Consider the following 22842-nt stretch of genomic DNA (forward strand, 5'->3'; position numbering starts at 1 on the left):
GAACCGGGGGCTGTGTACTCGGCTCCCGGCGTGCTGCGTCCCGAACCCCGCTCAGGTCGCCCGGCTGCTTGCCGCGGTCGAGGTCGCGGCCCGGGCGACGGCCGTGTAACGCCGCCAGTTGACGCAAGGTGGTCCACGGCCCACGAGTACAGGGCGCACCTGTGTGAATTGGTGCGCTTATCGCATGAACAGATCTCGGTTTGATGCTGGACACGGATCCGTTGGTGCTTCGACACTCTCGCGTAACACCTCGGTCTGTCCCAACCAGCCCCGCCCACCGCCGCCGAGGGCCGTCCCCGAGAAAGCGAGCGCCGCCATGCTGGCAGCCCTGGGCTCAGCCACCACCCTCGTCATGACCGTCGGTGCACTGGTGGCCGGTGCTTTCTCCTTGTGACCGGCGTCCCGGGCCCGAGCGGAGCCTCCGTCGGCCGCGGACACCGCACGTGCCGTTCGGGCCCACAACGTGCCGCCTGCTTCCGGGAGTCCGGAGTCGGGCGCCGGGGCCACACAGAGGCACTTGGTCCGGGTGCCCCACCGACTGAGACGAGGACCCATGAGAGGGATCACCAGAAGCACGGTGCTCACCGTCACGGCAGGTGCGGTCACGGCGCCGGCCGTGAGCACGGCGAACGCCTCGGCCGCCGACACCACGGCAGCGACATCCGAAGGACGGCGGGCGGCCTCCGGACCCCATCCGGTCTCGCGAACGGACCTCGTCACGCGGGTGACGCCGAGGAACAATTGGCTGGTGACAGCCGTCGCCATCCAGTACTCGCATCGCATCGACTTACGCGGCGGGGTGACCCCGCCCACCGAGGCTGGTCCGTTCGCGAGCCGGAACAACGAGATCATCGCTCCCGTGGTCGACGAATTCGCCGCCGGTTCCTTCACCGACTCCGCGGGTTTGGAACCGGACTTCCGGCTGTACCGGCCCGAGGGATTCGTACGCAATCCTCAGACGCGCACGCGGTACCCGCTTGTCGTCACCCTGTACGGCGGTGGCGAAGTCGCGGACAACAACATGACCCAGCCCACTTCCAACCGGATCGCGGTCACGTTCGCCAAGGGCGAAGCGACCCGAGGTGTTCGCGGCTGCCATGCCCACGGCCGGCTGGGGCGACGCGGCCGCCATGGAGAGGATCACGCAACGCGCTCGAGGCCGCCGGTGCACCGGTCAGCCGCGGAGAGTGGTAGCCGGCCGCACGCGGCGGTCACCCACGGCCCCGGCAACTCCGGCAGCGTCGGCGCAGTCTCAGCCCCCGGCAATCCCCTATCAGGCAGGAATTCCGGTCGTTTCTTTTTCCTCCCGCGTAGTGAGAGTTCGCCGCCTGCTCTCGATGTATCTCCCGGAAGCCCGATTCGCCATCTCAATTCCGTCCATCAGAGACATGAATTGTTCAGACTCAAATCGTCGAATACTTTCGTTGGTGAGGAGTCCGCATGGAGTTCAATCGGACATCGGTACGACGTCGCAGCAGAGGCCGGTTGCGCCGCACGGCCCTGATCGCGGGAGCGAGCGCGATGCTCCTTGCCGCGGGCACGGCCGTGGCCCCTGGCGCCTCGGGCGTGGGCGCGGGTGACGCTCGGGGCACCGTCAGCGTGTCTCCCCGCGTCGCTGCCCTCATCGCCCGGATGTCGCTGGACGAGAAGTTGTCCTTCGTCCATGGAGGCACCGATCCCCGTGCCCTCGGCCAGGCCGGATACATCCCCGGGGTTCCCCGCCTGGGCATCCCCGAACTGCGGCTCACCGACGGTCCGGCGGGCGTCCGGGTCAACGCGCACGCCACCGCGATGCCGGCGCCGGTCGCGCTCGCCTCGTCCTTCGACGACCGACTGGCCCGTACGTTCGGCCAGGTCATCGGACGCGACGGTCGTGCGCTCGGCCAGGACGTCCTGCTCTCACCGATGACGAACATCATCCGCGTGCCGTACGCGGGGCGGAACTTCGAGACCTTCAGCGAGGACCCGCTGCTCAGCTCCCGCATGGTGTCCGGCGAGATCGGTGGCGTTCAGAGCCAGGGCCTGATCGCCACCGTCAAGCACTACGCGGAGAACAACCAGGAGGACAACCGCATGGGGGTGAACGTCAACGTCGACGAGCAGACCCTGCGGCAGATCGAGCTGCCCGCCTTCGAGGCCGCCGTCAAGGCCGGCGCCGGTGCGGTGATGTGCTCATACAACTCGGTGAACGGCAGTCACGGCTGCGGCAGCGACGAACTGCTCAACTCGATCCTCAAGGAGCAGTGGGGCTTCCAGGGCTGGGTCATGTCGGACTGGAGCGCGGCCCACGCGACGACCGACATCGTGAACGGCCTCGACCAGGAGATGCCGAGCGGCGTCTTTCTGGGCGACAAACTGAAGACTGCGATAACGAACGGCACCATTCCGGTCTCGGAGCTCAACGACTCGGTCGCCCGCATCCTGGGTCAGATGAACACATTCGGTCTCCTCGACGGGACCGCGGGCCGGCGGCCCGCACGCGACCCGCAGGGCGGCGCCAAGGTCGCGCAGAAGGTGGCCGAGTCCGGCTCGGTCCTGCTGAAGAACACCGGCAAGGCGCTTCCGCTGACCGGCGAGGACACCGACATCGGACTCATCGGCCCGACCGCGAAGACACCGAAGGTCACCGGCGGCGGCAGCTCCAACGTCGTACCGGACTCCGCTGCCTCGCCGCTGGCCACCATCACGCAGCGGGCCGGCCGGAATGCCACGGTGCGCTACGCGGCCGGCGTCGACAACACCGGCGCCCCCATTCCCGCGACGGCCCTCAGCCCCGCCCTGCCGGTCGGCTCGGACGGCACGATCACCGTCACCCCGGCCGCCCCCTTCGACTACAGCGGCACCCTCACGGTGCCGGCCGACGGCGACTACTCCTTCGTCTACGACCTTCCCGCCGCGTACGGCGCGCTGAAGATCGATGGCAAGAGCGTCATCACCGGCTTCCTGGGCTCCAGCAGCGCCACGGTGCACCTCACGGCGGGAACGCACCGTTTCGCGGCCAACGCCCAAGTCATCCAGGGCGCACCGGCCAAGATCCGGCTGAACTGGGTCACCCCGCAGGCCGCGCAGGCCGCCCGGGAGCAGGCCGTGGCCCTGGCCCGCCAGGTGAAGACGCCCATCGTCTTCGCCCACGACGACGGTACCGAGGGCGCCGACCGGAAGAACCTCTCCCTGCCGGTCGACCAGGACGGGCTCATCTCCGCCGTCGCCGACGCCAACCCGAACACGATCGTCGTCCTCAACACGGGATCGTCGATCACCATGCCGTGGCTGTCCAAGGTCAAGGCGGTGCTCGACACGTACTACCCCGGGGAAAACGGGGCCGAGGCCACCGCCCGCCTGCTCTACGGCGACGTGAACCCGTCGGGCAAGACCACCCAGACGTTCCCCGCGAGCGAGTCCGCCACACCGGTCGCCGGCGACCCGCTCAGGTACCCGGGAGTGGACAACCAGGAGAACTACTCCGAGGGCATCCACGTGGGCTACCGCTGGTACGACAAGGAGAAGGCCGCCCCGCTGTTTCCCTTCGGCTACGGCCTGTCGTACACCTCCTTCGCCTACCGCGACCTCGCGGTTCGGCAGAGTCACGGCACGTTGACCGTCTCGTTCACGCTGAAGAACACCGGCACCCGCGACGGTGACGAGGTCGCCCAGGTCTACGTCGGTGCGAGCCCGGAGACCACCGCGCCCCAGGCGGTGCGCTCGCTCGGCGGCTACCAGAAGGTGCATCTGCGCGCCGGTCAGTCGAAGACCGTACGCATCCAGGTCGACGCACAGCAGCTGAAGTACTGGAACGCTTCCTCCCACGCCTGGAAGCTCGGCACCGGGCACCGGGAGGTGTGGGTCGGCTCCTCGTCGCGGACGCTCCCCCTGCACGGCGGCGTCGAGGTCACCCGCTGACCGCCCGGCTCGCGACATCGGCCGGGTGACGAGCGGCGTCTGATGCCGGGCCGGCCCCGGCCCGGCTCCTTCCCTCCACCACCAAGGGTGCCGGCCGCACCGTGCGGTCGGCACCCGGCCAGAGAGGTCCCCATCCATGACTGCCAGCAGAATCCGTACTGCCCTGGGCGGCGCGTTGGTCATGTCCCTCGCCGTCGTCGGGCTGCTGCCCGACGACGGCGTCCGCGACGGCGCCGACCGCGGTGGCCACCGACGAGGGCGCCGTGCGCGGCGCCACCTCGAAGGGCGTCGAGAGGTTCCTCGGCATCCCCTACGCGGCGGGGCCCACCGGCTCCCTGCGTTGGAAGCCGCCGCGGCCCGCGGCGCGGTGGACCGGCGTCCGGGAGGCGGCCGACTTCGGCCGCGCTGCGCTGGGTGCAGCGCAACATAGCCGCCTTCGGCGGTAACCCCGGTGAGGTCACCATCGACGGCGAGTCCGCGGGCGGCTGGTCCGTCTGCGGTCATCTCGTGTCGCCCGGCTCGCGCGGGCTGTTCGCCCGCGCCATGATCCAGAGCGGCCCCTGTCGCAGCGGGCCGCAGGCCCGGGCGGAGGCCGCCGGGACGGCGTTCGCCCGGCAGGCGGGCTGCGACGGCACGGCTCAGGCGGCCGTCCTCGACTGTCTGCGGTCGGCTTCGGCGGGTACGCTCCTCGACGCGAGCCGGACCTTCTCGGCCGGCTTCGTGGACGGAACTCCGACGTTCCCGACCGGACTACGCGAGGCGCTGGACAGCGGGGGGTTCACCCGCGTGCCCGTGGTCGTCGGTGCCAACCGTGACGAGGGCCGCACCTTCGCCGCGGGCTACATAGGCGCGGGCAAGGAGGCCTACCTCGCCGGGGAGCGTCGCGGGGATCGGCGGGTGCGGGCTCCGTTCGCTCGCCCGTACCCTTGAGCGGTACACCCCCACCTATGCGTACGAGTTCGACCACCGGACCGGCCCCGGCCTGACGCAGATCCCCGGCTACGTCTGGGGGCCGGCCACGCCGCGGAACTCGCCTACATCTGGCCCAGCTTCAACAACGGCACACCCATCGCCCCGCTGTTCAACGCCGACGAGCGCCGACTCGCCCGCGAGATGACGCGGTACTGGGGCGCCTTCACGAAGACCGGCCGGCCGATCGTCGCCCGGCAGACGGTCTGGCACGATCCCGGGCACGCAGCACTCCTGAGGAGGCCGGGGACTGGAATCGGAGCATCAGCCACCGCGCCAGTCCCCGACTCTGCTCACCCCCACTGTCTCGTGTCGACGTCGGATCCCGTACGAGGCAGGCGAACGGTTTGCTCGTGGTGAGAGAACCGCCGTGACCCGAGGGCTGAACCGGGCGTTTGGTCCGTGACTGGTCCGGAAGCACTGGTCAAGAGGGGTACGGCCGTGGGAGGAATGGGGCATTGGCGCGAGATGGCTCGGTCGAGAGCGGGCTGAGCGTTACCCAGGATGTGGTCGGGTGTGCGGTGGCGCCCACGATCCGGATGCGACGGCTGCTGTGTTCGATCACCGTGAGGACGTACATCCGCGTGCCGGACAGGGGGACCGTCTCAAGTCAGTCCAGGCCAGGAGGGTGTCGGCTTGGGAGCGCAGGAAGTCGGCCCACGTGCTGGAGCTCCCGTCGGTCGCCGGATCGACGCCGCCATCCTTCAGGCTCTTCCAGACGGTCGACGCGGCCGCCTTCACTCCCAGCACGAGCAGCTCGAGATGAAGGCGCCTGGCAAGGTCACGATGTCAGCGCAGCACCGTGTCAGGACGCACGAGCAACCGCACCTGCCGCAGAACCGGCAACGGCAGCCGGTGCAGCAGCGCCGCCAGGAACGCCCCGATTGCCCGGAGCGAACCGCACTCGGTCACCGCCGAGTTGGCGTTCGAGCCCCCGCTACGCGAGAGCGCCGACTCGAGCGACAGACCGCCAGTCCGGGTGCAGGCCTCCTGCCAGGGCGGATGACATTCTCGGCATGCGCAGCCTTGGCCTCGCGTGCGTCGTTGCTGCCGGGCATGGCGCTCAGCCCTCCGGCCTTCGCGTCGATCTCGGCGATCAGGGATTCGATGTGCTTGTGGATCTCGTCGCGGATGGGGCGGACGGCCTCGACGCCCTTGCCCGTCGGCTCTTCGAGGGCCAGTCGAGGCACTTCTTGCCGGGGAAGACCGGGCCCCGCGTACCGCTGCGGGAATTCGTGATGCCTGCGCCGGCCGCATCCCTGCCCATCCCAGTCTTGAGTAAGACTCTGGACACCAGCCTCACCGCAGCATTCCAATGGACCCGCCGGCTGCTCGCAGCTGGAACACCCACCTACGGCGAGAGCTGCGGGTGACGCGGGTCTGTCCAGTGAACGGCGTCTCTGGAGATGCCCGGGTTCAAGCGGTGAACGGAGGAACCATGGCCGAGATTCCAGGGCGCTCAGTAACGAGCAAGGTCGTCGCGCTTTTCGACGCCTTCGGCCCTGACTCCCCTGAGCTCACTCTCAACGAGCTCAGCGCCCGCACCGGGCTGCCCTTGTCGACGGCGCACCGGCTGGCCACCGAGCTCGTCGCGTGGGGCGGACTGGAGCGCTGTGACGGTGCCGGCTACCGGGTCGGGCTACGCATGTGGGAGCTCGGATCGCTCGCCCCTCGCGGCGAGTCGCTGCGCGACGTCGCCCTCTCGGTCATGCAGGACCTGTTCGAGGGGACCAAGGAGAACGTTCATCTCGCCGTCTGTCAGGACAGTCAGGCGCTTTACATAGAGAAGATCTCCGGGGCCGGTGCGCTGCTGGTGAAGTCGCGCCGCGGCGGGCGCCTGCCGCTGCATGCCACCGGGGTCGGCAAGGTGCTGCTGGCTCATGCGCCCAAAGAGGTGCAGGCCAATGTGCTGGCGGGGCCACTGGCCCGCTTCACCCGGCACACCATCGTCGAACCCGGCCGGCTCGTCCGGGTCCTCGACGACGTACGCGGGACGGGCGTCGCCTTCGCCTACGAGGAGCTCACGCTGGGGTCACTGTCGGTCGCCGCGCCCATTCGAGACGCCTCGGGAGCGGTAGTCGCGGCACTCGATGTCGTCCTGCACACCACTGGTGGACGTCCGGAACGGCTGGCGCCCGCCGTACGCACCGCCGCCATCTCTATTTCCCGCTCGCTACGTGACCAGCAGATTCGCTCCCATCCCTGACTTTTCCGCTCTGCACTCCCGTTCAGCGGGAACGCGGGCTTTCGCCGCACCTGCCGCAGCCGCGACTGTGACCTTTGCCACCGAAACGGGAAGGTCACCCATGACTGGCAGTACACCGGACGCCGAGGGCGCGGTCCCCACCACGGAGCAGCAGCACGAGATCGACCATTACCTGCAGACGTACCGCGAGATGGCGGGCTTCGTGCCACCGCGTATCCAGGCTCGTTTCGACAGCCTGGGCCGGACGAACCCAGAGCTGCTGCTCGCGCAGGAGAAGGTCCGCAACCTCGTCACCTACACCGATGTGCTGGATCAGAAGACCGTCCAGCTGATCCTGTTCGCCGTGCTGGCGGTGCAGCTGCGGGACGCGGCGAAGATCCACGGACATGCGGCCCGGCGGGCCGGGGCGAGCTGGGAAGAGCTGCAGGCTGCGATCAACCTCGCCTACCTCTTCGGTGGGGTCTCGATCGCCAATCACGCGCCGTCCATCCTGGAGGGCGTCGCCGAGCTGGAAGCCAAGGCCATCGCTGAGGAAGGCACGGTGCGATGAGCAGCCACCCGGAGCCGATGTACGACATCGCCCAGCTCGGCCACGCCGAGCTGCTCACGCCCCGGCTCGAGGAGTCCGTCGCGTTCTTCACCGAGGTCTACGGGCTGACCCTCGTCGGCGAGGACCCCGGTCGGGCGCACCTGCGTGCCTGGAACGACGACATCCTGACCTCACTCACCCTGACGGGCGCCCCCGAGGCCGGCCTGGGCCACGTGGCGTGGCGGGCGACCAGCCCGCAGGCCCTCGAGCGACGCGTCGCCGCGCTGGAGAAGCACGACGTCGAGGGCGCCTGGCATGACGGCGACTTCGGCCACGGCAAGGCCTACCGCTACACCGGCGTCGGCGGGCATATCCAGGAGGTGTACTTCGAGACCGAGAAGTACGTGCCGCCGCCCGGCGAGGCGCCGGCCCTTCCGAACCAGCCGCAGCGCTTCGCCCCCAAGGGCGCCGCTGCTGCGCGCATCGACCACATCAACCTGCTGGTGCCGGACGTCGCCGAGGCGAGCCGCTTCCAGCAGGAGGTCCTCGGGTTCAAGCTGCGTGAGCGGCTCGTCCCCGCCGGGGGCGACGAGGTCGGCGCTTGGCTGTCGGTCATGACGAAGGCCCACGACCTCGCGCTCACGAAAGAACCCGCCCCCACCACCGGACGGCTGCACCACCTGGCCTACGCCGTGCCCGAGACCTCGGATGTGATCCGCGCCGCCGACGTCTTCCTCGAGAACGACGTGTTCATCGAGTTCGGTCCCGCCAAGCACTCGCGCACTCAAGGTTTCTTCCTCTACGTGTACGAGCCCGGCGGCAACCGCGTCGAGGTGTTCACCGGCGGGATCCACATCTTCGCGCCGGACTTCGAGACCGTCACGTGGGACACCGAGTCGAAAGGCCGCGGCACCGCGTGGGGCCTGGGCGTGCCGGAGTCGTTCCACACCCACGCGACCCCGCCGTTCGGAGGGGCGTCCGCGTGACCGGGCTGACCGCGAGCTACGTGACGCTGCACGGGGCCGGGTTCACCGATCCCGCGCGCACTCCTTTCGCCGCGCGGGCCGCCGCTGCCGCGAGGGCGGGATTCACCGGGATCGGGGTGCAGTTCGCCGACCTCGCGGCGCACGGCGGGGTTGGTGCCGTGCGCACCGTGGCCGCCGATACCGGGCTCGCCGTCACCGAGGCCGAGTTCCTTGGTGGGTGGGCGCTCGCCGAGTCGGTTGCGGCGCCGTCGGACGCCGAGGTCACGCTCGCTGAGGCTGCGCGCGCCTGGGGGCCGCTCCGGGTCACCTCCGGCGAGTTCGCCGCCGGACCGGCCGATCCCGGACGCGCGGCCGACCGCCTCGCCGAGCTGGCTGCCCGGTTGGCCCCCCTGGACGTCACTCTGGCGGTGGAGGCATTCGCCTGGGGCGCCCTGTGCGACTATCCCACCGCGCTCGACGTGGTCCGGCGCAGCGGGGCGCCGAACGCGGGGGTGATGATCGACATCTGGCACTGGTTCGCCACCGGTGCCGACGCCGCCGTGCTCCACGACATCGACGCCCGGGAAGTCGCCGGCGTCCAGCTCAACGACGGTCCCCGGGTCCGCCCGGACGACCCGGACATGCTGTACAAGGCCCGTTCGACCCGGTTACTGCCGGGCAGGGGTGAGCTCCCCGTCCGCGCGCTGGTCACGGAGCTCCGCAACCTCGGCTACACCGGCCCCTGGTCAGTCGAGGTCAACGATCCGTGGTTCCGCGCCCTGCCGGTCGACGAGGCCGCCCGGCAGGCCTTCGATTCCGCCACCGCCGTTCTCAACGGCTGATCCGCGGACCTCCGCCTCGCCCCGGCGTGAATCTGTCACACATTCCAGCTCGAACCTGACACAAGGAAGTGTCTCGTGTCCCATACGAAGACAACGGGCCAAACACCCGGGAAGGCCGCGCTCGCGTCTTTCCTGGGCAGCATGGTCGAGTATTACGACTTCTTCATTTACGGATCGGCGTCGGCGCTGGTCTTCAGCCATGTGTTCTTCCCTGACGCCGGCGCGACCACCGGCACGCTGGCCGCGCTGGCGACCTTCGCGGTCGCCTACATCGCCCGGCCGATCGGCTCGTTCTTCCTCGGCCACTTCGGCGACCGGATCGGCCGCAAGCGCGTCCTGATCTTCACGCTGGCCACCATGGGCGGTTCGACCTTCCTGATCGGCTGTCTTCCCAGCTACTCCGTCATCGGCGTCTGGGCACCGATCCTGCTGGTGCTGTGCCGTGTGGCGCAGGGGTTCTCCGCCGCAGGCGAGCAGAGCGGCGCGAGCTCGATGACCCTGGAGCATTCTCCCGAGGGCAGGCGCGGCTACTTCACCAGCTTCACTCTCTCCGGGACCCAGGCCGGGCTGGTCGTGGCGACACTGGCCTTCATCCCGGTCGCGGCCCTGCCGACCGAGGCCCTCTATTCCTGGGGCTGGCGGGTGCCGTTCTGGGCCAGCGCCATCGTGGTGGTCGTGGCGATGTTCGTGCGCCGGACGCTGGAGGAGCCGCCCGCGTTCGAGGAAATGAAGGAAAGTCAGGAGGTCGTCAAGTTCCCGCTGATGGTCTTCATTCGCCACTACTGGGGATCGTTCCTTCGGATCGTCGTCTGCCACCTCTACGGCACGATCTCCACCACCGTGACCGTGTTCGGCCTGGGGTACGCGGTGGATCAGTGGGACATCTCGCGCTCGTCGATGCTGTGGACGATCGTGATCTCCAACATCGGCCAGGTCGTCACGATCCCGTTGTGGGCCAGGCTGTCGGACAAGATCGGCCGCCGCCCGGTGTTCGCCGTGGGCGCCCTGGGCTGCGCCGCGTCGGTGTTCGTCTACTTCTGGGCCATCACGACCTCGAACTGGTCACTCGTCGTGTTCGCCTCAGTCCTGCTGGGCTCGGTGTGCTACGCCGCGCCGAACGGCGTCTGGCCGTCCCTGTACGCGGAGATGTTCGACGCCCGGGTCCGCTACACCGGCATGGCTGTCTCGACCCAGTTCGCAAACGTGCCCCAGGGCTTCCTGCCCACCATCGCCGCGCTCATGATCGGCACAGGTGCCTTCGGCTGGGTCCCGCTCGCGATCCTGCTCGCCGTGCTCTGTCTGCTCGCCGCGGCCGCGGCCCTCGCGGGCCCCGAGACCGCTCACGTGCCGCTCGACCAGCTGGGACACACCTCCCGTCCAGCCGCAGAGACCCCCGCCGCCCGTCTGACCACCACCATCTGAGGAGCCGCCGTGCGACACGGTCGCCTACTGATCCTCAACGGCCCGAACCTGAACATGCTCGGGACCCGTGAGCCCGCCCTCTACGGTGCCGACACCCTCGCCGACGTCGAGCGCATCACCGCGCAACGCGCCGAGGCGATCGGATACAAAGCCGAATTCCTGCAGAGCAACTGGGAAGGCGCGCTCATCGACCGGCTCCACGAAGCCCGCGGAGTCACGGACGGCGTCGTGGTCAACCCGGGCGCGTTCACCCACACGTCCGTGGCACTGCGCGACGCGCTGCTGGCCTCCGAACTGCTCATCGCCGAGGTGCACATCACCAACGTGCACAAGCGCGAGGAGTTCCGGCACCACTCCTACGTCTCCGACATCGCCGAAGCCGTCTTCGTCGGAGCCGGCATCCAGGGCTACGTCTACGCCGTGGAGACGCTGCACCGTGCCCTCGAACGGAGGGACACCCCATGAGCGCGCTGCGGATCGGCATCGTCGGAACCGGGATCGCCGGACTGGAAGCGGTGACGGTGTGCACCCCGCGCCCGTCGCACGGGCGTGTGGTGGTCGCCGCCCACAGGCACGCTGTGTATGTGCTGTGCGAGAAGCCGATCGCGGTGCCCCTCGCCGAGGCCGACCGCGTGGGATCCGGGCGAGGGTCGTCGAGAAGTCGCTCGCTGCATCCTCGGCCGAGGCGCGAAAAGCCGGCGACCCCGGCCGAACGGGCCGGAGTACCGCCGGTGCGGCCCCGGACACATGGCGGCGAGCTCGCCGCGTCCCCACGCAAGAACGGTCCGGTGCCGGTCACCACACGTTCCGCGGTCGCCACGATCCGGATGATCGAGCCCGTGCTCGCCTCGGCCGACCCCAAGGGGGAATCGTGACGACTCTGCTGACGGGCCTGATCGGAAGCGGGATCGGGTCCTCGCTGTCCCCTGCGATGCACGAGCGGGAGGCTACAGTGCTCGGCCTTGAGCTGCGCTACGACCTGTGGGACCTCCACGCCCTGGGGGCCTCTCCGGGTGATGTCGGCGACCTGCTGCTGCGGGCCAGGGATGGCGGCTACCGGGGCCTCAACATCACGCATCCCTGCAAACAGCTGGTCCTCGCGCACCTGGACACCCTGTCCCCTGATGCGGCAGCGATCGGCGCGGTGAACACCGTGGTCATCGGTGAGGACGGCTTCGCGGGCCACAACACCGACTGGACCGGCTTCCGGCGCGGCCTCGTCGACGGGCTCGCGGGCGCCCCGCTGGACCGGGTCGTCCTCGTCGGCGCGGGCGGGGCGGGCGCCGCGGCAGCCTACGCGCTGCTCGACCTCGGTACTGAGCGACTCGACGTCGTCGACGCCGACCCGGACCGGGCGGCTCGCCTCGCCGCCGACCTCGACCCGTACCGGGTCCGCGGTGGCAGACTCACCGAGCTCCCGACGCTGCTCGGACACGCGCACGGGGTCGTGCACGCAACCCCGGTCGGGATGGCTGATCACCCCGGCCAGGCAGTGCCCGGCAACTGCCTGCGGCCCGACCTCTGGGTCGCCGAGATCGTGTTCCGGCCGCTCCACACCGCTCTGCTCGCGGCCGCCGCCGAGGCGGGCGCGGTCTTCCTCGACGGCGGCCGGATGAACGCCCACCAGGCCGCCGATGCCTTCCGGCTGTTCACCGGCCTGGAACCGGATCCCTCGCGGATGTACGCCCACCTGCGCGAACTCGTCGCCCCTGAAGTCTCCCGAGCTCCGCTGAGCGGGGCGCTCTCTCCCCACCCGATCGAGAGGATGTGACGGTCCCACCATGGGGCAGCAGAAGATCCCGGCGGCCATAGTCGGCCCCGGGAACATAGGCACCGACCTGCTGGCGAAGCTCGCCCACAGCCAGGTGATCGACGTCCGGTATGCCGTGGGCATCGTCGAGTCCGACGGTCTGGCCCGCGCCCGCGCCCGCGGCATCGAGGCCAGCGCGGAGGGGGTGGACTGGCTGCTCCGACAGGACCCGCTCCCGCAGATCGTGTTCGAGGCAACCTCGGCCAAGGCCCACGCCGCCAGCGCCCCGCGCTACGCGGAAGCGGGCATCCAGGCTGTCGACCTCACCCCGGCGCACCTGGGCCCCATGGTCTCGCCGGCCGTCAACGGCGCTGACCACATCGCGTCGCCCAACATCTCGATGATCACCTGCGGCGGCCAGGCCACCATCCCGATCGTGCACGCCGTCTCCCGGATCACACCGGTGCCCTATGCGGAGATCGTCGCATCCATCGCGTCCCGCTCGGCGGGTGCGGGCACCCGTGCGAACATTGACGAGTTCACGCACACCACCGGGCAGGCCGTGGCCGAAGTCGGTGGCGCGACCCGTGGCAAGGCGATCATCATCCTCAACCCGGTCGAGCCGCCGATGATCATGCGGGACACCGTGTTCTGCATGATCGGCGACGACGCCGACCGAGCAGCGATCACCGCCTCGGTCCACGAGATGGTCGCCGCGGTCCAGGAATACGTGCCCGGCTACACACTGCGTGCCGAGCCCCAGTTCGACGAGCCGACCGAGGCCTGGGGTGGGCACGCCCGGGTCGCGGTGTTCCTCGAGGTGAAGGGCAACGGCGACTACCTGCCGCCCTTCGCCGGGAACCTCGACATCATGACCGCCGCGGCTGCCCGGATCGGCGAGCTGATGGCCCGCGCCAAGCTGGAGGTCTCCGCATGACCCGCCCCGTGCTGCGCGACGACGTCCGCATCATCGACACCACCTTGCGCGACGGCAGCCACGCCGTGGCGCACCGCTTCACCGAAACCCAAGTCCGCGACACTGTCCGCGCGCTGGACGCCGCCGGGATGGAGTGGATCGAGGTCAGCCACGGTGACGGCGTCGGCGGTTCCTCATTCAACTACGGTTTCTCCGGCACCGACGAGATGAGCCTGATCAACGCCGCCCGCGAGGAGGCCCGCCGGGCGAAGATTGCCGTCCTGCTGGTCCCCGGCATCGGCACGGTCGACGACCTCAAACGTGCCCACGACGCCGGCGCCGAGATGGTCCGCGTGGCCACCCACTGCACCGAGGCCGACGTCTCCCCGCAGCATTTCGCCGTGGCCCGGGAGCTGGGCATGGAGACTGCCGGGTTCCTGATGATGGCCCACAAGACCGACCCGGAGAACCTGGCGAAGCAGGCCCGGATCATGATCGACGCCGGCTGCCAGGCACCGTACGTCACCGACTCCGCCGGCGCTCTGCTCATGGACGACGCGCGCGCTCGCTTCGACGCCCTGGTCGCCGAGGTCGGTGACGAGGCCTGGGTCGGTTACCACGGTCACCAGAACATGGGTTTGGGCGTCGCGAACTCCGTGATCGCGCACGAGGCCGGCGTCCGCTACATCGACGGCTCACTGTGCGCGCTCGGTGCCGGCGCGGGAAATTCCCCCACCGAGGTGCTCGGGGCGGTGTTCGACCGGCTCGGCGTCGCGACCGGGCTCGACGCCGGGCTGCTGCTCGACGCCGCCGAAGAGGTCGTCCGGCCGTACCTGAGCCGGTGGCCGAAGATGGACCGCAACGCGATCGTGCAGGGCTGGGCAGGGGTCTACTCGAGCTTCCTGCTGCACGCCGAGCGTGCGGCCGAGCGGTACAAGGTCCCCGCGCACGCCATCTTGCGCCGCTGCGGCGAGCGCGGCTACGTCGGCGGCCAGGAGGACATGATCATCGACATCGCCATCGCGCTGGCCGAGGAGCAGACCACATGACCGATACGACGGCCAAGGCCCACGCTCTCTACGAGGCCCGGCGCACCCGTACCGCGATCCCGCCGTTCACCGACGCCGAACCCGGTCTCGGCATGGACGACGGCTACGCCATCCAGCAGGAGCTTGTGCACCTCCTGCTCGCCGACGGCGATCGGGTCGTGGGGCACAAAGTCGGGCTCACCGCTGCCCCGATGCAGAAGGCGCTCGGCATCGACACTCCCGATTACGGACCGGTTCTGGCCTCCACCGCCTACCGCGACGGGGACGCGGTCCCGCTCGACGCGTTCGTGGCACCCAAGGTCGAGGCCGAGATCGTCTTCGTTCTGGGCGACCGGCTCGAGGGCCCGGGTGTCACCGTCACCCAGGCCCGGGCCGCCATCGCGGGTGCCGTGGCCGGGATGGAGATCATCGACTCCAGGATCGCGGACTGGCGGATCAAACTCGCCGACACCGTCGCCGACCTGGCGTCGAACGGCGCCATGGCCACCTCGAGCCGCATCGTGCCTCTCGACGACGGTCCGAACGGCTGGGATCCCCGGCTGGTCGGGATGGTTCTGACCCGCAACGGCGAATTGGTCGACACGGGCGCCGGCGCCGCCGCGCTGGGAGACCCGGTCGCCGTCGTCGCGTGGCTGGCGAACACCCTGGGCGAGCACGGAGTTGCCCTGGAGCCTGGGCACCTGATTCTGACGGGCGCGCTGCACGCGGCCCTTCCCATGAACCCGGGCGACGTGTTCCGGGCCGAGTTCGACCGGCTGGGCCCGGTGACAGTGAGGATCGCATGAGCGTGAACGTAAGCGAGTTGGCCGCCCGGCTGAGCAAGGCCGTTGCGGATCGTACCGCCATCACCAAGCTGACCGACGAGTTCCCCGAACTCGACATCCCCACCGGTTATCGAGTGCAGCGCGAGCTGCGCTCCGCCGCCGGTGAGATCGCCGGCTGGAAGCTCGGCGTCACCTCACGTGCCAAGCAGGCCCAGGTCGGAGTGGACAGCCCGATCTACGGCTTCCTGCCGGCCGCGGGGGCGGTGGACCTCGGCGAGCCACTGGACACCTCGGCGCTCATCCAGCCTCGCTGCGAGCCCGAGATCGTATTCACCCTCGGCCGGGACCTCAAAGGCCCGCACATCACCGCGGCCGATGTCGTCGCCGCGTCGTCGGGGGTCGCCGTCGGTATCGAGGTCCTCGACTCCCGATTCGTGGACTACGGCTTCACCATGGCCGACGTTGTCGCGGACAACACCTCGGCGAGCCGGTTCGTCGTCGGGGTGCCGGTACCGCCGTCCGGGATCGACCTGCGCCTGGTGGGCGTCCTCCTGGAGAAGAACGGTGAGGTGGTCGCGACCGCCTCCGGAGCGGCGTCGCTGGGCCACCCGGCAGCCGCGGTCGCCTGGCTCGTCCGGCAGCTCGCCGCCGAGGACGAAGGCCTGGCCGCCGGGCAGATCGTGCTCTCCGGCGGACTCACCGCCGCCGTCCCGGTCAGGCCCGGGGATGTCGTCACCGCGACCATCGATCGCCTCGGCTCAGTAGAGCTGGGCTGCCGGTGACCCAACGCTGCAAGCAGGGCGAGCACGTCGCGGGCCCAGCCTCCGGGCGGTTCAGATGTAGGCGGTTGTCATCGGGGCGGGAAATGACTGGGTCCGCCCGAGTTCGAGGAGGCCCTTCGCGCCGCCCGGGAGGCTGTACGAGATGAAGCGGCTCGGACGGGACGCCGCCGAGCTGGCCGCATTGCCTCGGTGATCAGATATGCCCCTTCTCTGAGCTGTTCGTCTGTCCAGCAGGTCACGTCCAGTAGCAGTGCCGTTCCGCTACCTATGGGGCAATTCTGGTACATCTTCAAAGCCAGACGAACTGCAGCAACAGAAGAGAGCGAAACCGGGTGAGCATGGGTGTGCGCGGTGCACAGTTCCCCGCACTGGTGCGGGCTGTCGTCGCCATCTTCTGGTGCGGGGTGCAGACCTACTTCGCCTCCACGGCGATCACGCTGCTGATCACCGCGCTCACCGGGTACTCGGAGCCGGAGGGCGGGGACTTCCTCGGCCTGAGCTCTGTCGCCTGGATCTCCTATTTCATCGTGGTGGTGTTCCAGCTAGGACTCTTCCTCCGGGGTATCGACTGGGTAATCCGCTACCTCAACTGGGCCGCTCCCGCGGTGTACCCGGTCATGGTGGCGCTGGTGGCGGTGATCTGGATCCATGCGGGGAACCGACTGCTGCCCGAGCTCGGGAAGGTCATTGCCGGAGACGGTGATGAGGGCGGCGCACCGGTCTCGGCGTTCGTGAGCGTGGTCGGCACGATGGTGGCCTTGCGCTTGCCGAATACCTCGTCCGTGCAGGTCACGCGGCATGTTTGTACGCGTGGAGGATGCCGCCAAGGCGGTCGTGGCGTCGTATGCCGAGGTGACTCAGCTTCGCAGCCTGGGTTACCCAGGATGTGGTCGGGCGTGCGGTGGCGCCCAGGATCCGGATGCGGCGGCTGCTGTGCTCGATCACCACGAATATGTACATCCGCGCGCCGGACAGGCCGACGACCGCGGTTCCGATACAGGCCTCCGACCAGGGCATCCCAAGCATCGGCGATCATGATGTCGATGTACTCGGCCGACCGTTCGTAGGGGTCGTTCATCATGGCTCCTCGGCGAAGCGGTGGTGGATCAGTGTGCGGGGTGAACCGGACCCGGCCCGACCCCGCACGTGGCGCCGCTCGGAGCCTGCCGGGTGTGCTGAGTTTCAGGGCACCGGTACGGGTTCGGCCTCGTGTGGACCGTGCTCGTGGTCACACGTCTCGTCGAGGCCGTAGGTCTCCCAGACGGGGAAGGGGTCGTGCCAGGCCGACCAGCCCTGAACGCCCCGCGCGTGTTCATCGTCGGTGAGCAGGCATGCGGAGAGGGCTCGGTGCAGGGCGGCGGGGCGCAGTCCGGTGCCGATGAAGACGAGTTCCTGGCCGCGCTCGGCGGCTTCTCCGGCCTCGCTGTGGCTCTCGCGTGCTCCGGAGGGTTCGAACCGGGCGACGGCGCCGGCCTGTGACCACAGTCCGGTCACGCGCGGGCGGGTGGCCAGCCAGAAGAAGCCCTTGGAGCGCAGGACGCTGCCGTAGGCCCCGGTGTCCAGGCCCGTGGTGACGAAGTCCCACAGTCGGTCGGGGTGGAAGGGCCGGGTGGCACGGAAGACGGTGCTGGAGATGCCGTACTCCTCGGTCTCCGGTACGTGGTCGCCGTTGAGCTCCCTCACCCAGCCGGGGGCCTGCTGGGCGCGTTCGAGGTCGAAGCGGCCGGTGCCGAGCACGTCCGCCGGTTCCACCCGGCCGTGTGTGGCGGGTATGAGACGGGCGGCCGGGTTGAGCCGGGACAGCGCCGCCGCCAGCCGTTCGGCCGTTTCCGGGGCGACCAGGTCGAGCTTGTTGAGGACGATGACGTCGGCGAACTCGACCTGGTCCATGAGGAGATCGCTGATGGTGCGCTCGTCGTCCTCGTACTGGTCCAGGCCCCGCTCGACGAGTTCGTCACCGCCGGTCAGCTCGGGAAGGAAGTTCGCGGCGTCGACGACGGTGACCAGGGTGTCGAGGTGCGCGACCTCGCCGAGCGTGGCGCCGTCGTCGCGGGGGAAGGCGAAGGTCGCGGCGACGGGCATGGGCTCGGAGATGCCGCTGGACTCGATGAGGAGATAGTCGAAGCGTCCCTCCCTGGCGAGCCGGTCCACCTCCTCGAGCAGGTCGTCGCGCAGGGTGCAGCAGATGCAGCCGTTGACCATCTCGACCAGGCGCTCTTCGGTGCGGGAGAGGGCCGCGTCGCCGTCGCGGACGAGTGCGGCGTCGATGTTCACCTCGCTCATGTCATTGACGATGACGGCGACCCGTAGCCCGTCGCGGTTGTTGAGGAGGTGGTTGAGGAGGGTGGTCTTGCCGGATCCCAGGAATCCCGACAGGACCGTCACCGGCAGCTGATCGGCCATGGCGTGGTCAGTCCTCGGGGTGCAGCAGGCCGCGCCGGTAGGCGGGGACGAGCCGCCGCGGTACCTGGTGTTCGCGGCCGTCGATGGTGATGGTCACCAGTTCCGGCGGGCCCGCCTTCCACTGCGCGCGGCGGTGGCGGGTGTTGCTCCGGGACATCTTCCGCTTGGGCACGGCCATGTCGTGTGGGCCCTTTCCTGGTCGGCGTTGTTCCCGCGACCGTACATGAAAATGAGTACCGTTTCCATGTAGTGTGCTGACTGCTGTGAGGTCGTCGCTGAGGAGGAGAAGTGCCGCCGTTGGTGATGTTGCGGGTACGCAGGACCGCTTATGCGCTCGTCACTGCCATCGGACGGGGGCAGGGGTGAGGGCTGGGGGTGAGGGAAGGGGGCGCGGCCTGCTGGGCGTGGTGTCCGGCAACACCCCTGAAGCGCGAGGCCGCGTTCTGGACCTGCTGCGGTGTGCCTCGCCCGACGCGCTGGTGCTCTCGGTCTCGGTCCATGGAGACGTGGCGGGGCGGTACCCCTTTGTGCAGCGCTTTGCCGTGGGTGGTGATGAACGGCAGCGGGCCTCGTTGTCTCAAGTGGCTACGGGTGACCCGTCAGTGATTATCCGTCAGGACCTAAGTGCCATTGCCAGGGCCGCCCCGCGCCCGCATGTCGTGCTCGCGCTCCCTGACAACGTTGACGCCCTGCCGTTTCTGGCGGAGCTGTGGCGAAGCCCGCTGGGAAGGACTCCGCTGTCGGATTACTACGATCTCGCACCCCTCGCCGTCGGCGTCGACCCCGGCCGACTGCTGAGCGACCTGCGCTGTGTGCACCGCGCCGCCCACCTCTTTGGCGACCATCCGCAGGCTGTCCCCCTTACGCTCGCCGAGGCCGCGGCCCGGCAAGTGGAGGCTGCCCACGTGATGGTCCTGCGGGACGGAGGAGTGGAAGACGACGGCCGCCTTGACGGCTCCCGTGCTCTGCTCGCCCATCTCAACCCGTCCGCCCTGGTCCTCCTCGATGGGGATGAACGTGGCAGCGCCTTGCTGACGCCTTTGACACGGCCCGGTTCCGGGTGGGCCGCGGCCGGACCGGCCGACCGGCTCGACATCGTCGCCCCCGCCATACGCCGCCGTGGCATCGACCGTGGCGTGGCCTCGGCGCTGTGGCGGTCCCGGCGTCCGTTGCACCCCCAGCGGCTGGCGGAGAGCCTGCCCCAGGTCATGCCCGCGGTGGTGCGCAGCCGAGGGTACCTGTGGGTGGCCACTCACCCGGACGCGGTCATCTCCTGGCGCTCGGCCGGCCGTCATCTCGAACTGCGGCAGGCGGGGAGCTGGTTGGAGGACGGGGATACGGGCGCGTGGCGCGCCGCGTCGTCCGAGCGTCGGACCCTGGCCTCGTGGCACTGGGATGACCGCTACGGCGAGCGTCGCAACGAGATCGTGTTCATTGGAGCGGAACTGGACGAGGACCGGCTGCGGGCCGCGCTGGACACCGCCGTACTTGACGACGGCGAACTGGCACTCGGCCCCGACCGCTGGGCCGACCTGCCCGATCCGCTGCTCGGCACCGCGGCCCGGGGACCCCGGGGCTGAACCGAAGGTGGCAGGGCCGTGTGGCAGACGGTAACACCCGTTGATCATTGCCAAATTTGCTGCCGGGTAGACCGCCGGCGCGAGTGCGAACGCGGCGGGGGCCGCGGTGCGGACGCTGCGGGCCGGAATGCGGCATGCGGCGTCCGCCCGCGCCCGGTGGCCGGGTGAGGTTACCAGCTGCTCTTGGTCACGCCGGGGAGTTCGCCCGCGTGGGCCATTTCGCGCAGCCGGATGCGGGACAGTCCGAAGGCGCGCAGGTGGCCGCGGGGGCGGCCGTCGATGGAGTCGCGGTTGCGTACGCGGGTGGCGCTGGCGTCGCGGGGCTGGCGGCGCAGCTCCCGCTGGGCGTCGAGCCGTTCCTCCGCCGACGTCCGGGGGTCGGCGATGACCGCCTTCAGTTCGGCCCGGCGTTTGGCGTAGCGGGCCACGACCACCCGGCGCTTCTCGTTCTTTGCGATCTTGCTCTTCTTGGCCATCAGACCTTTCCTCCCCGGGCGCGGATGCGGGCTACGGCGGCCTCGATGCCGATGACGTCGATGGTCTTGATGGCCTTGGTGCTGAGGGTGAGCCGGATGTGGCGGCCCTCGCTCGGCAGCCAGTAGCGCTTGCGCTGGACGTTGGGGTCGAACCGGCGCTTGGTGCGGCGGTGCGAGTGGGAGATGTTCTGGCCGAAGCCGGGCTGTCGGCCGGTGAGTTGGCAGTGGGCGGACATGGTTCCTCCTGCTTCTGGTGGATCTCCGACGACAGCACGGTAGCACCTTGATGAAAATGAAAACCAAATCTATGTATGCTGTCGTTTCATGGCCCGGAACGAACTACGCCCGATCATCAAGCTGAGGTCCACCGCGGGCACCGGCTACACCTACGTGACCCGCAAGAACCGGCGGAACGACCCCGACCGGCTGACCCTGCGCAAGTACGACCCGGTCGTCGGCCGCCACGTCGACTTCCGAGAGGAGCGCTGACCGCCATGAAGCCCGGCATCCACCCCGCGTACCGGCCCGTCGTCTTCCGCGACCGGGCCGCCGACTTCGCCTTCCTCACCCGCTCCACCGCCACCAGTGACAAGACCGTCGAGTGGCAGGACGGCAACACCTATCCGGTCATCGACATCGAGATCTCCTCGGCGAGCCACCCCTTCTACACCGGCAACCAGCGCGTCGTGGACACCGCGGGCCGCGTCGAGCGGTTCGAGCGGCGCTACGGACACCGGGGGAGGGGCCGGTGATCACGGACGAGAACCGGCTGGCCGTGGCGGTCGTGGGCGGACTGCACGCCGACGCCCGCCGCGCCGCCGTCGAGGAGATCCTGCGCACGGTGCCCGGCTCCGTGGCGCTGCACCACGATCTGTCCGCCGCCACCGACCGCGCGGTGCGCCGCACCGTACGCGACGCCTCCGGGCCGCTCGGCGAGGGCGAGGCGCCGCTGGTGAACGACTGCGCGTGCTGTGCGCTGCGCGAGGACATGGTCCCCGAACTGCTGCGCCTCGCCACGGGCGGCGGGCACCGGCTCGCCGTGGTCGAGTTGTGGGACTCGGTCGAGCCCCAGGCCATGGCCGCCGTCATCGCGGCCGAGGGCGCGCCGTTGGAGCTGACCGGGGTGGCCACCGCGGTCGACCCGGCCCTGATGGTGCCGTATCTCGCGAACGGTGACGATCTCGCCGAGGCCGGTCTCGCTGCCGCCCCGACCGACCAGCGCACCATCGCGGACACCTTCGCCCGGCAGCTGGAGTACGCCACCGTGATCGCCGTCGCCGAGGACGAGACATCCGAAGCGCCCGCGGACGACGGCGATCTGGCCCTGCTCACCCAACTCACCCCGGGCGCACGGCAGATGCGGCTCGGCGAGAGTGCCCTGGGGCCCGCCCTTCTCGAGGGCTTCGACATCGCGGCGGCGGCCGCCCGGCAGCACCCGGCCTGCGCACTGTTGCCACAGGACAGCGAAGAGCACGGAGTGAGCACCCTCGTCTGGCGGCGCCACCGTCCCTTCCACCCGGGCCGTCTCTACGAAGCACTGGAAGACTTGAGCTGCGCCGCGGCCCGCAGCCGGGGCCGCTTCTGGCTCGCGGACCGGAGCGACACCCTGCTGTCGTGGGACGCCGCGGGCGGGGCGCTGTGTGTGGAGTCGGCCGGACCGTGGCTGGCCGCGCTGCCGGACGCCGCCTGGGAGATGGTCCCGGCGGAGCGGCGGGTGGCCGCCGCGCTCGACTGGCACCCCGACCACGGCGACCGCTGTCAGCACCTCACCTTCACCTCACCCGGCCTGGACCGCGACGGGCTGCTGGCCCTGCTCGACTCGTGTCTGCTGACCGACGCCGAGTACGCGGCCGGGCCGGACGCCTGGAGCCGGCTGCCGCACGCCTTCGACGAACTGCTCGACCCGGTCGCCTGACGGCGCCTCACGCTCAACGGACAGGACTCACTCATGGCCCGCCGCCCCACCATCACCGACCGCCGGGGAGCCAAGCGCCCCCGCGTCAACCCGCTCGACGCCGCCGGCATCACCTATGTCGATTACAAGAACACTGACCTGCTGCGGAAGTTCATCTCCGACCGCGGCAAGATACGCAGCCGCCGGGTGACCCATGTGACACGACAGCAGCAGCGCCAGATCGCCCGCGCCATCAAGAACGCGCGTGAGATGGCCCTGATTCCCTACGGCTCCCGATAGCCGTCCAGTTGCGCCGACTTGGACGATCGCCTCAGCTGCCGACGGAGGAGCCCTTATGCCACATGGACCGGACGACCCTCCGAACCGCCCCTTCA

The 22842-nt window shown here is 69.8% G+C and carries 25 protein-coding genes and 4 pseudogenes; 22 read left to right on the plus strand and 7 right to left on the minus strand.

Translation table 11 applies throughout. The features are described from left to right. Nucleotides 1-577 precede the first annotated feature (577 nt). The 4 genes from KHP12_RS40770 (at nt 578) to KHP12_RS51745 (ending at nt 4830) form a co-directional block, all read left to right on the plus strand. The gene (locus KHP12_RS40770; protein ID WP_308016995.1) at nt 578-1504 is read left to right on the plus strand and encodes a hypothetical protein; all 927 of its coding nucleotides are present in this window, start codon (nt 578-580) and stop codon (nt 1502-1504) included. Further along, nucleotides 1441-3900, plus strand: a complete 2460-nt coding sequence (locus tag KHP12_RS40775; RefSeq protein WP_211834300.1) for a beta-glucosidase family protein — start codon at nt 1441-1443, stop codon at nt 3898-3900. The genes KHP12_RS40770 and KHP12_RS40775 overlap by 64 nt, the downstream gene beginning before the upstream one ends. 263 nt (nt 3901-4163) lie before the next feature. Beyond that, nucleotides 4164-4346 (plus strand): carboxylesterase family protein, encoded by a 183-nt coding sequence (locus KHP12_RS53020; protein WP_244202969.1) that lies wholly within the window; start codon nt 4164-4166, stop codon nt 4344-4346. After that, nucleotides 4315-4830 (plus strand): carboxylesterase family protein, encoded by a 516-nt coding sequence (locus tag KHP12_RS51745; protein WP_244202965.1) that lies wholly within the window; start codon nt 4315-4317, stop codon nt 4828-4830. The genes KHP12_RS53020 and KHP12_RS51745 overlap by 32 nt, the downstream gene beginning before the upstream one ends. A gap of 535 nt (nt 4831-5365) precedes the next feature. Here KHP12_RS51745 and KHP12_RS51755 read toward each other — a convergent pair. Together KHP12_RS51755 and KHP12_RS51760 are read right to left on the minus strand one after the other, a co-directional pair. Further along, a pseudogene (locus KHP12_RS51755) lies at nt 5366-5773 on the minus strand (integrase); the annotation flags it as partial. Between the two features lie 172 nt (nt 5774-5945). Then, nucleotides 5946-6091 (minus strand): annotated as a pseudogene (locus KHP12_RS51760) (phosphotyrosine protein phosphatase); the annotation flags it as partial. A gap of 216 nt (nt 6092-6307) precedes the next feature. Here KHP12_RS51760 and KHP12_RS40790 point away from each other — a divergent pair. The 13 genes and pseudogenes from KHP12_RS40790 to KHP12_RS40850 all read left to right on the plus strand — a co-directional run. Next, nucleotides 6308-7075 carry an IclR family transcriptional regulator gene (locus tag KHP12_RS40790; RefSeq protein WP_086883022.1) on the plus strand — a complete coding sequence of 256 codons (768 nt, stop codon included), beginning with the start codon at nt 6308-6310 and terminating at the stop codon, nt 7073-7075. Nucleotides 7076-7175: 100 nt separating this feature from the next. Then, nucleotides 7176-7625, plus strand: coding sequence for a carboxymuconolactone decarboxylase family protein (locus KHP12_RS40795; protein ID WP_050800077.1), 450 nt, complete (start codon nt 7176-7178; stop codon nt 7623-7625). Beyond that, complete coding sequence (locus KHP12_RS40800) at nt 7622-8590, plus strand: VOC family protein (RefSeq protein ID WP_086883021.1); 969 nt, start codon at nt 7622-7624, stop codon at nt 8588-8590. Before KHP12_RS40795 ends, KHP12_RS40800 begins: the two co-directional genes overlap by 4 nt. After that, nucleotides 8587-9411 carry a sugar phosphate isomerase/epimerase family protein gene (locus tag KHP12_RS40805; protein ID WP_167442581.1) on the plus strand — a complete coding sequence of 275 codons (825 nt, stop codon included), beginning with the start codon at nt 8587-8589 and terminating at the stop codon, nt 9409-9411. Before KHP12_RS40800 ends, KHP12_RS40805 begins: the two co-directional genes overlap by 4 nt. A gap of 75 nt (nt 9412-9486) precedes the next feature. Beyond that, complete coding sequence (locus tag KHP12_RS40810) at nt 9487-10833, plus strand: MFS transporter (protein ID WP_086883019.1); 1347 nt, start codon at nt 9487-9489, stop codon at nt 10831-10833. A gap of 9 nt (nt 10834-10842) precedes the next feature. Beyond that, nucleotides 10843-11298: a type II 3-dehydroquinate dehydratase gene (gene aroQ / locus KHP12_RS40815; protein ID WP_086883018.1), complete on the plus strand. Its 456-nt coding sequence runs from the start codon at nt 10843-10845 to the stop codon at nt 11296-11298. Then, a complete protein-coding gene (locus KHP12_RS40820) occupies nt 11295-11708 on the plus strand; it encodes a Gfo/Idh/MocA family oxidoreductase (RefSeq protein WP_086883017.1) in 414 nt (137 codons plus the stop codon). Before aroQ ends, KHP12_RS40820 begins: the two co-directional genes overlap by 4 nt. Then, a complete protein-coding gene (locus KHP12_RS40825) occupies nt 11705-12604 on the plus strand; it encodes a shikimate dehydrogenase (RefSeq protein ID WP_208653087.1) in 900 nt (299 codons plus the stop codon). The genes KHP12_RS40820 and KHP12_RS40825 overlap by 4 nt, the downstream gene beginning before the upstream one ends. Before the next feature lie 10 nt (nt 12605-12614). Continuing rightward, on the plus strand, nt 12615-13520 hold the full coding sequence (locus KHP12_RS40830; protein ID WP_086883016.1) for an acetaldehyde dehydrogenase (acetylating): 906 nt from the start codon (nt 12615-12617) through the stop codon (nt 13518-13520). Beyond that, complete coding sequence (gene dmpG, locus KHP12_RS40835; protein ID WP_086883015.1) at nt 13517-14548, plus strand: 4-hydroxy-2-oxovalerate aldolase; 1032 nt, start codon at nt 13517-13519, stop codon at nt 14546-14548. Before KHP12_RS40830 ends, dmpG begins: the two co-directional genes overlap by 4 nt. Next, nucleotides 14545-15333 (plus strand): 2-keto-4-pentenoate hydratase, encoded by a 789-nt coding sequence (locus tag KHP12_RS40840; protein WP_086883014.1) that lies wholly within the window; start codon nt 14545-14547, stop codon nt 15331-15333. Before dmpG ends, KHP12_RS40840 begins: the two co-directional genes overlap by 4 nt. Then, nucleotides 15330-16094 carry a 2-keto-4-pentenoate hydratase gene (locus KHP12_RS40845; protein ID WP_086883013.1) on the plus strand — a complete coding sequence of 255 codons (765 nt, stop codon included), beginning with the start codon at nt 15330-15332 and terminating at the stop codon, nt 16092-16094. The genes KHP12_RS40840 and KHP12_RS40845 overlap by 4 nt, the downstream gene beginning before the upstream one ends. 338 nt (nt 16095-16432) lie before the next feature. Next, nucleotides 16433-16792: pseudogene (locus KHP12_RS40850) on the plus strand (cytosine permease); the annotation flags it as partial. A 163-nt stretch (nt 16793-16955) separates the two neighbouring features. Here the strand turns inward: KHP12_RS40850 and KHP12_RS40855 are convergent. The 3 genes and pseudogenes from KHP12_RS40855 to rpmF all read right to left on the minus strand — a co-directional run. After that, nucleotides 16956-17075, minus strand: a pseudogene (locus KHP12_RS40855) (integrase); the annotation flags it as partial. Nucleotides 17076-17276: 201 nt separating this feature from the next. Further along, nucleotides 17277-18497 (minus strand): GTP-binding protein, encoded by a 1221-nt coding sequence (locus tag KHP12_RS40860; RefSeq protein WP_086883011.1) that lies wholly within the window; start codon nt 18495-18497, stop codon nt 17277-17279. Between the two features lie 7 nt (nt 18498-18504). Further along, entirely contained in the window at nt 18505-18675 is a 171-nt protein-coding gene (gene rpmF, locus KHP12_RS40865) for a 50S ribosomal protein L32 (protein ID WP_086883010.1), read from the minus strand. Nucleotides 18676-19156: 481 nt separating this feature from the next. On the opposite strand from rpmF, the gene KHP12_RS51765 reads away from it, so the two are divergent. Continuing rightward, nucleotides 19157-20077 carry a GTP-binding protein gene (locus tag KHP12_RS51765; RefSeq protein WP_244202964.1) on the plus strand — a complete coding sequence of 307 codons (921 nt, stop codon included), beginning with the start codon at nt 19157-19159 and terminating at the stop codon, nt 20075-20077. Nucleotides 20078-20247: 170 nt separating this feature from the next. Here KHP12_RS51765 and rpsN read toward each other — a convergent pair whose 3' ends face one another. Together rpsN and rpmB are read right to left on the minus strand one after the other, a co-directional pair. Next, entirely contained in the window at nt 20248-20553 is a 306-nt protein-coding gene (gene rpsN, locus KHP12_RS40875) for a 30S ribosomal protein S14 (RefSeq protein WP_086883009.1), read from the minus strand. Then, nucleotides 20553-20789: a 50S ribosomal protein L28 gene (gene rpmB, locus KHP12_RS40880; RefSeq protein WP_086883008.1), complete on the minus strand. Its 237-nt coding sequence runs from the start codon at nt 20787-20789 to the stop codon at nt 20553-20555. Before rpmB ends, rpsN begins: the two co-directional genes overlap by 1 nt. A gap of 88 nt (nt 20790-20877) precedes the next feature. Here rpmB and rpmG point away from each other — a divergent pair, with 88 nt between their 5' ends. From rpmG to rpsR, 4 genes are read left to right on the plus strand one after another with little or no spacing between them, the layout of a single operon-like run. Further along, nucleotides 20878-21042, plus strand: coding sequence for a 50S ribosomal protein L33 (gene rpmG / locus KHP12_RS40885; protein ID WP_026252351.1), 165 nt, complete (start codon nt 20878-20880; stop codon nt 21040-21042). Between the two features lie 5 nt (nt 21043-21047). Then, nucleotides 21048-21305, plus strand: a complete 258-nt coding sequence (locus KHP12_RS40890) for a type B 50S ribosomal protein L31 (RefSeq protein WP_086883007.1) — start codon at nt 21048-21050, stop codon at nt 21303-21305. Then, complete coding sequence (locus tag KHP12_RS40895; protein WP_211834301.1) at nt 21302-22468, plus strand: GTP-binding protein; 1167 nt, start codon at nt 21302-21304, stop codon at nt 22466-22468. The genes KHP12_RS40890 and KHP12_RS40895 overlap by 4 nt, the downstream gene beginning before the upstream one ends. Before the next feature lie 33 nt (nt 22469-22501). Then, a complete protein-coding gene (gene rpsR / locus KHP12_RS40900) occupies nt 22502-22747 on the plus strand; it encodes a 30S ribosomal protein S18 (protein WP_086883005.1) in 246 nt (81 codons plus the stop codon). The last annotated feature ends 95 nt before the right edge of the window (nt 22748-22842 follow it).

Source organism: Streptomyces asiaticus, assembly GCF_018138715.1.
GTDB lineage: Bacteria > Actinomycetota > Actinomycetes > Streptomycetales > Streptomycetaceae > Streptomyces > Streptomyces asiaticus.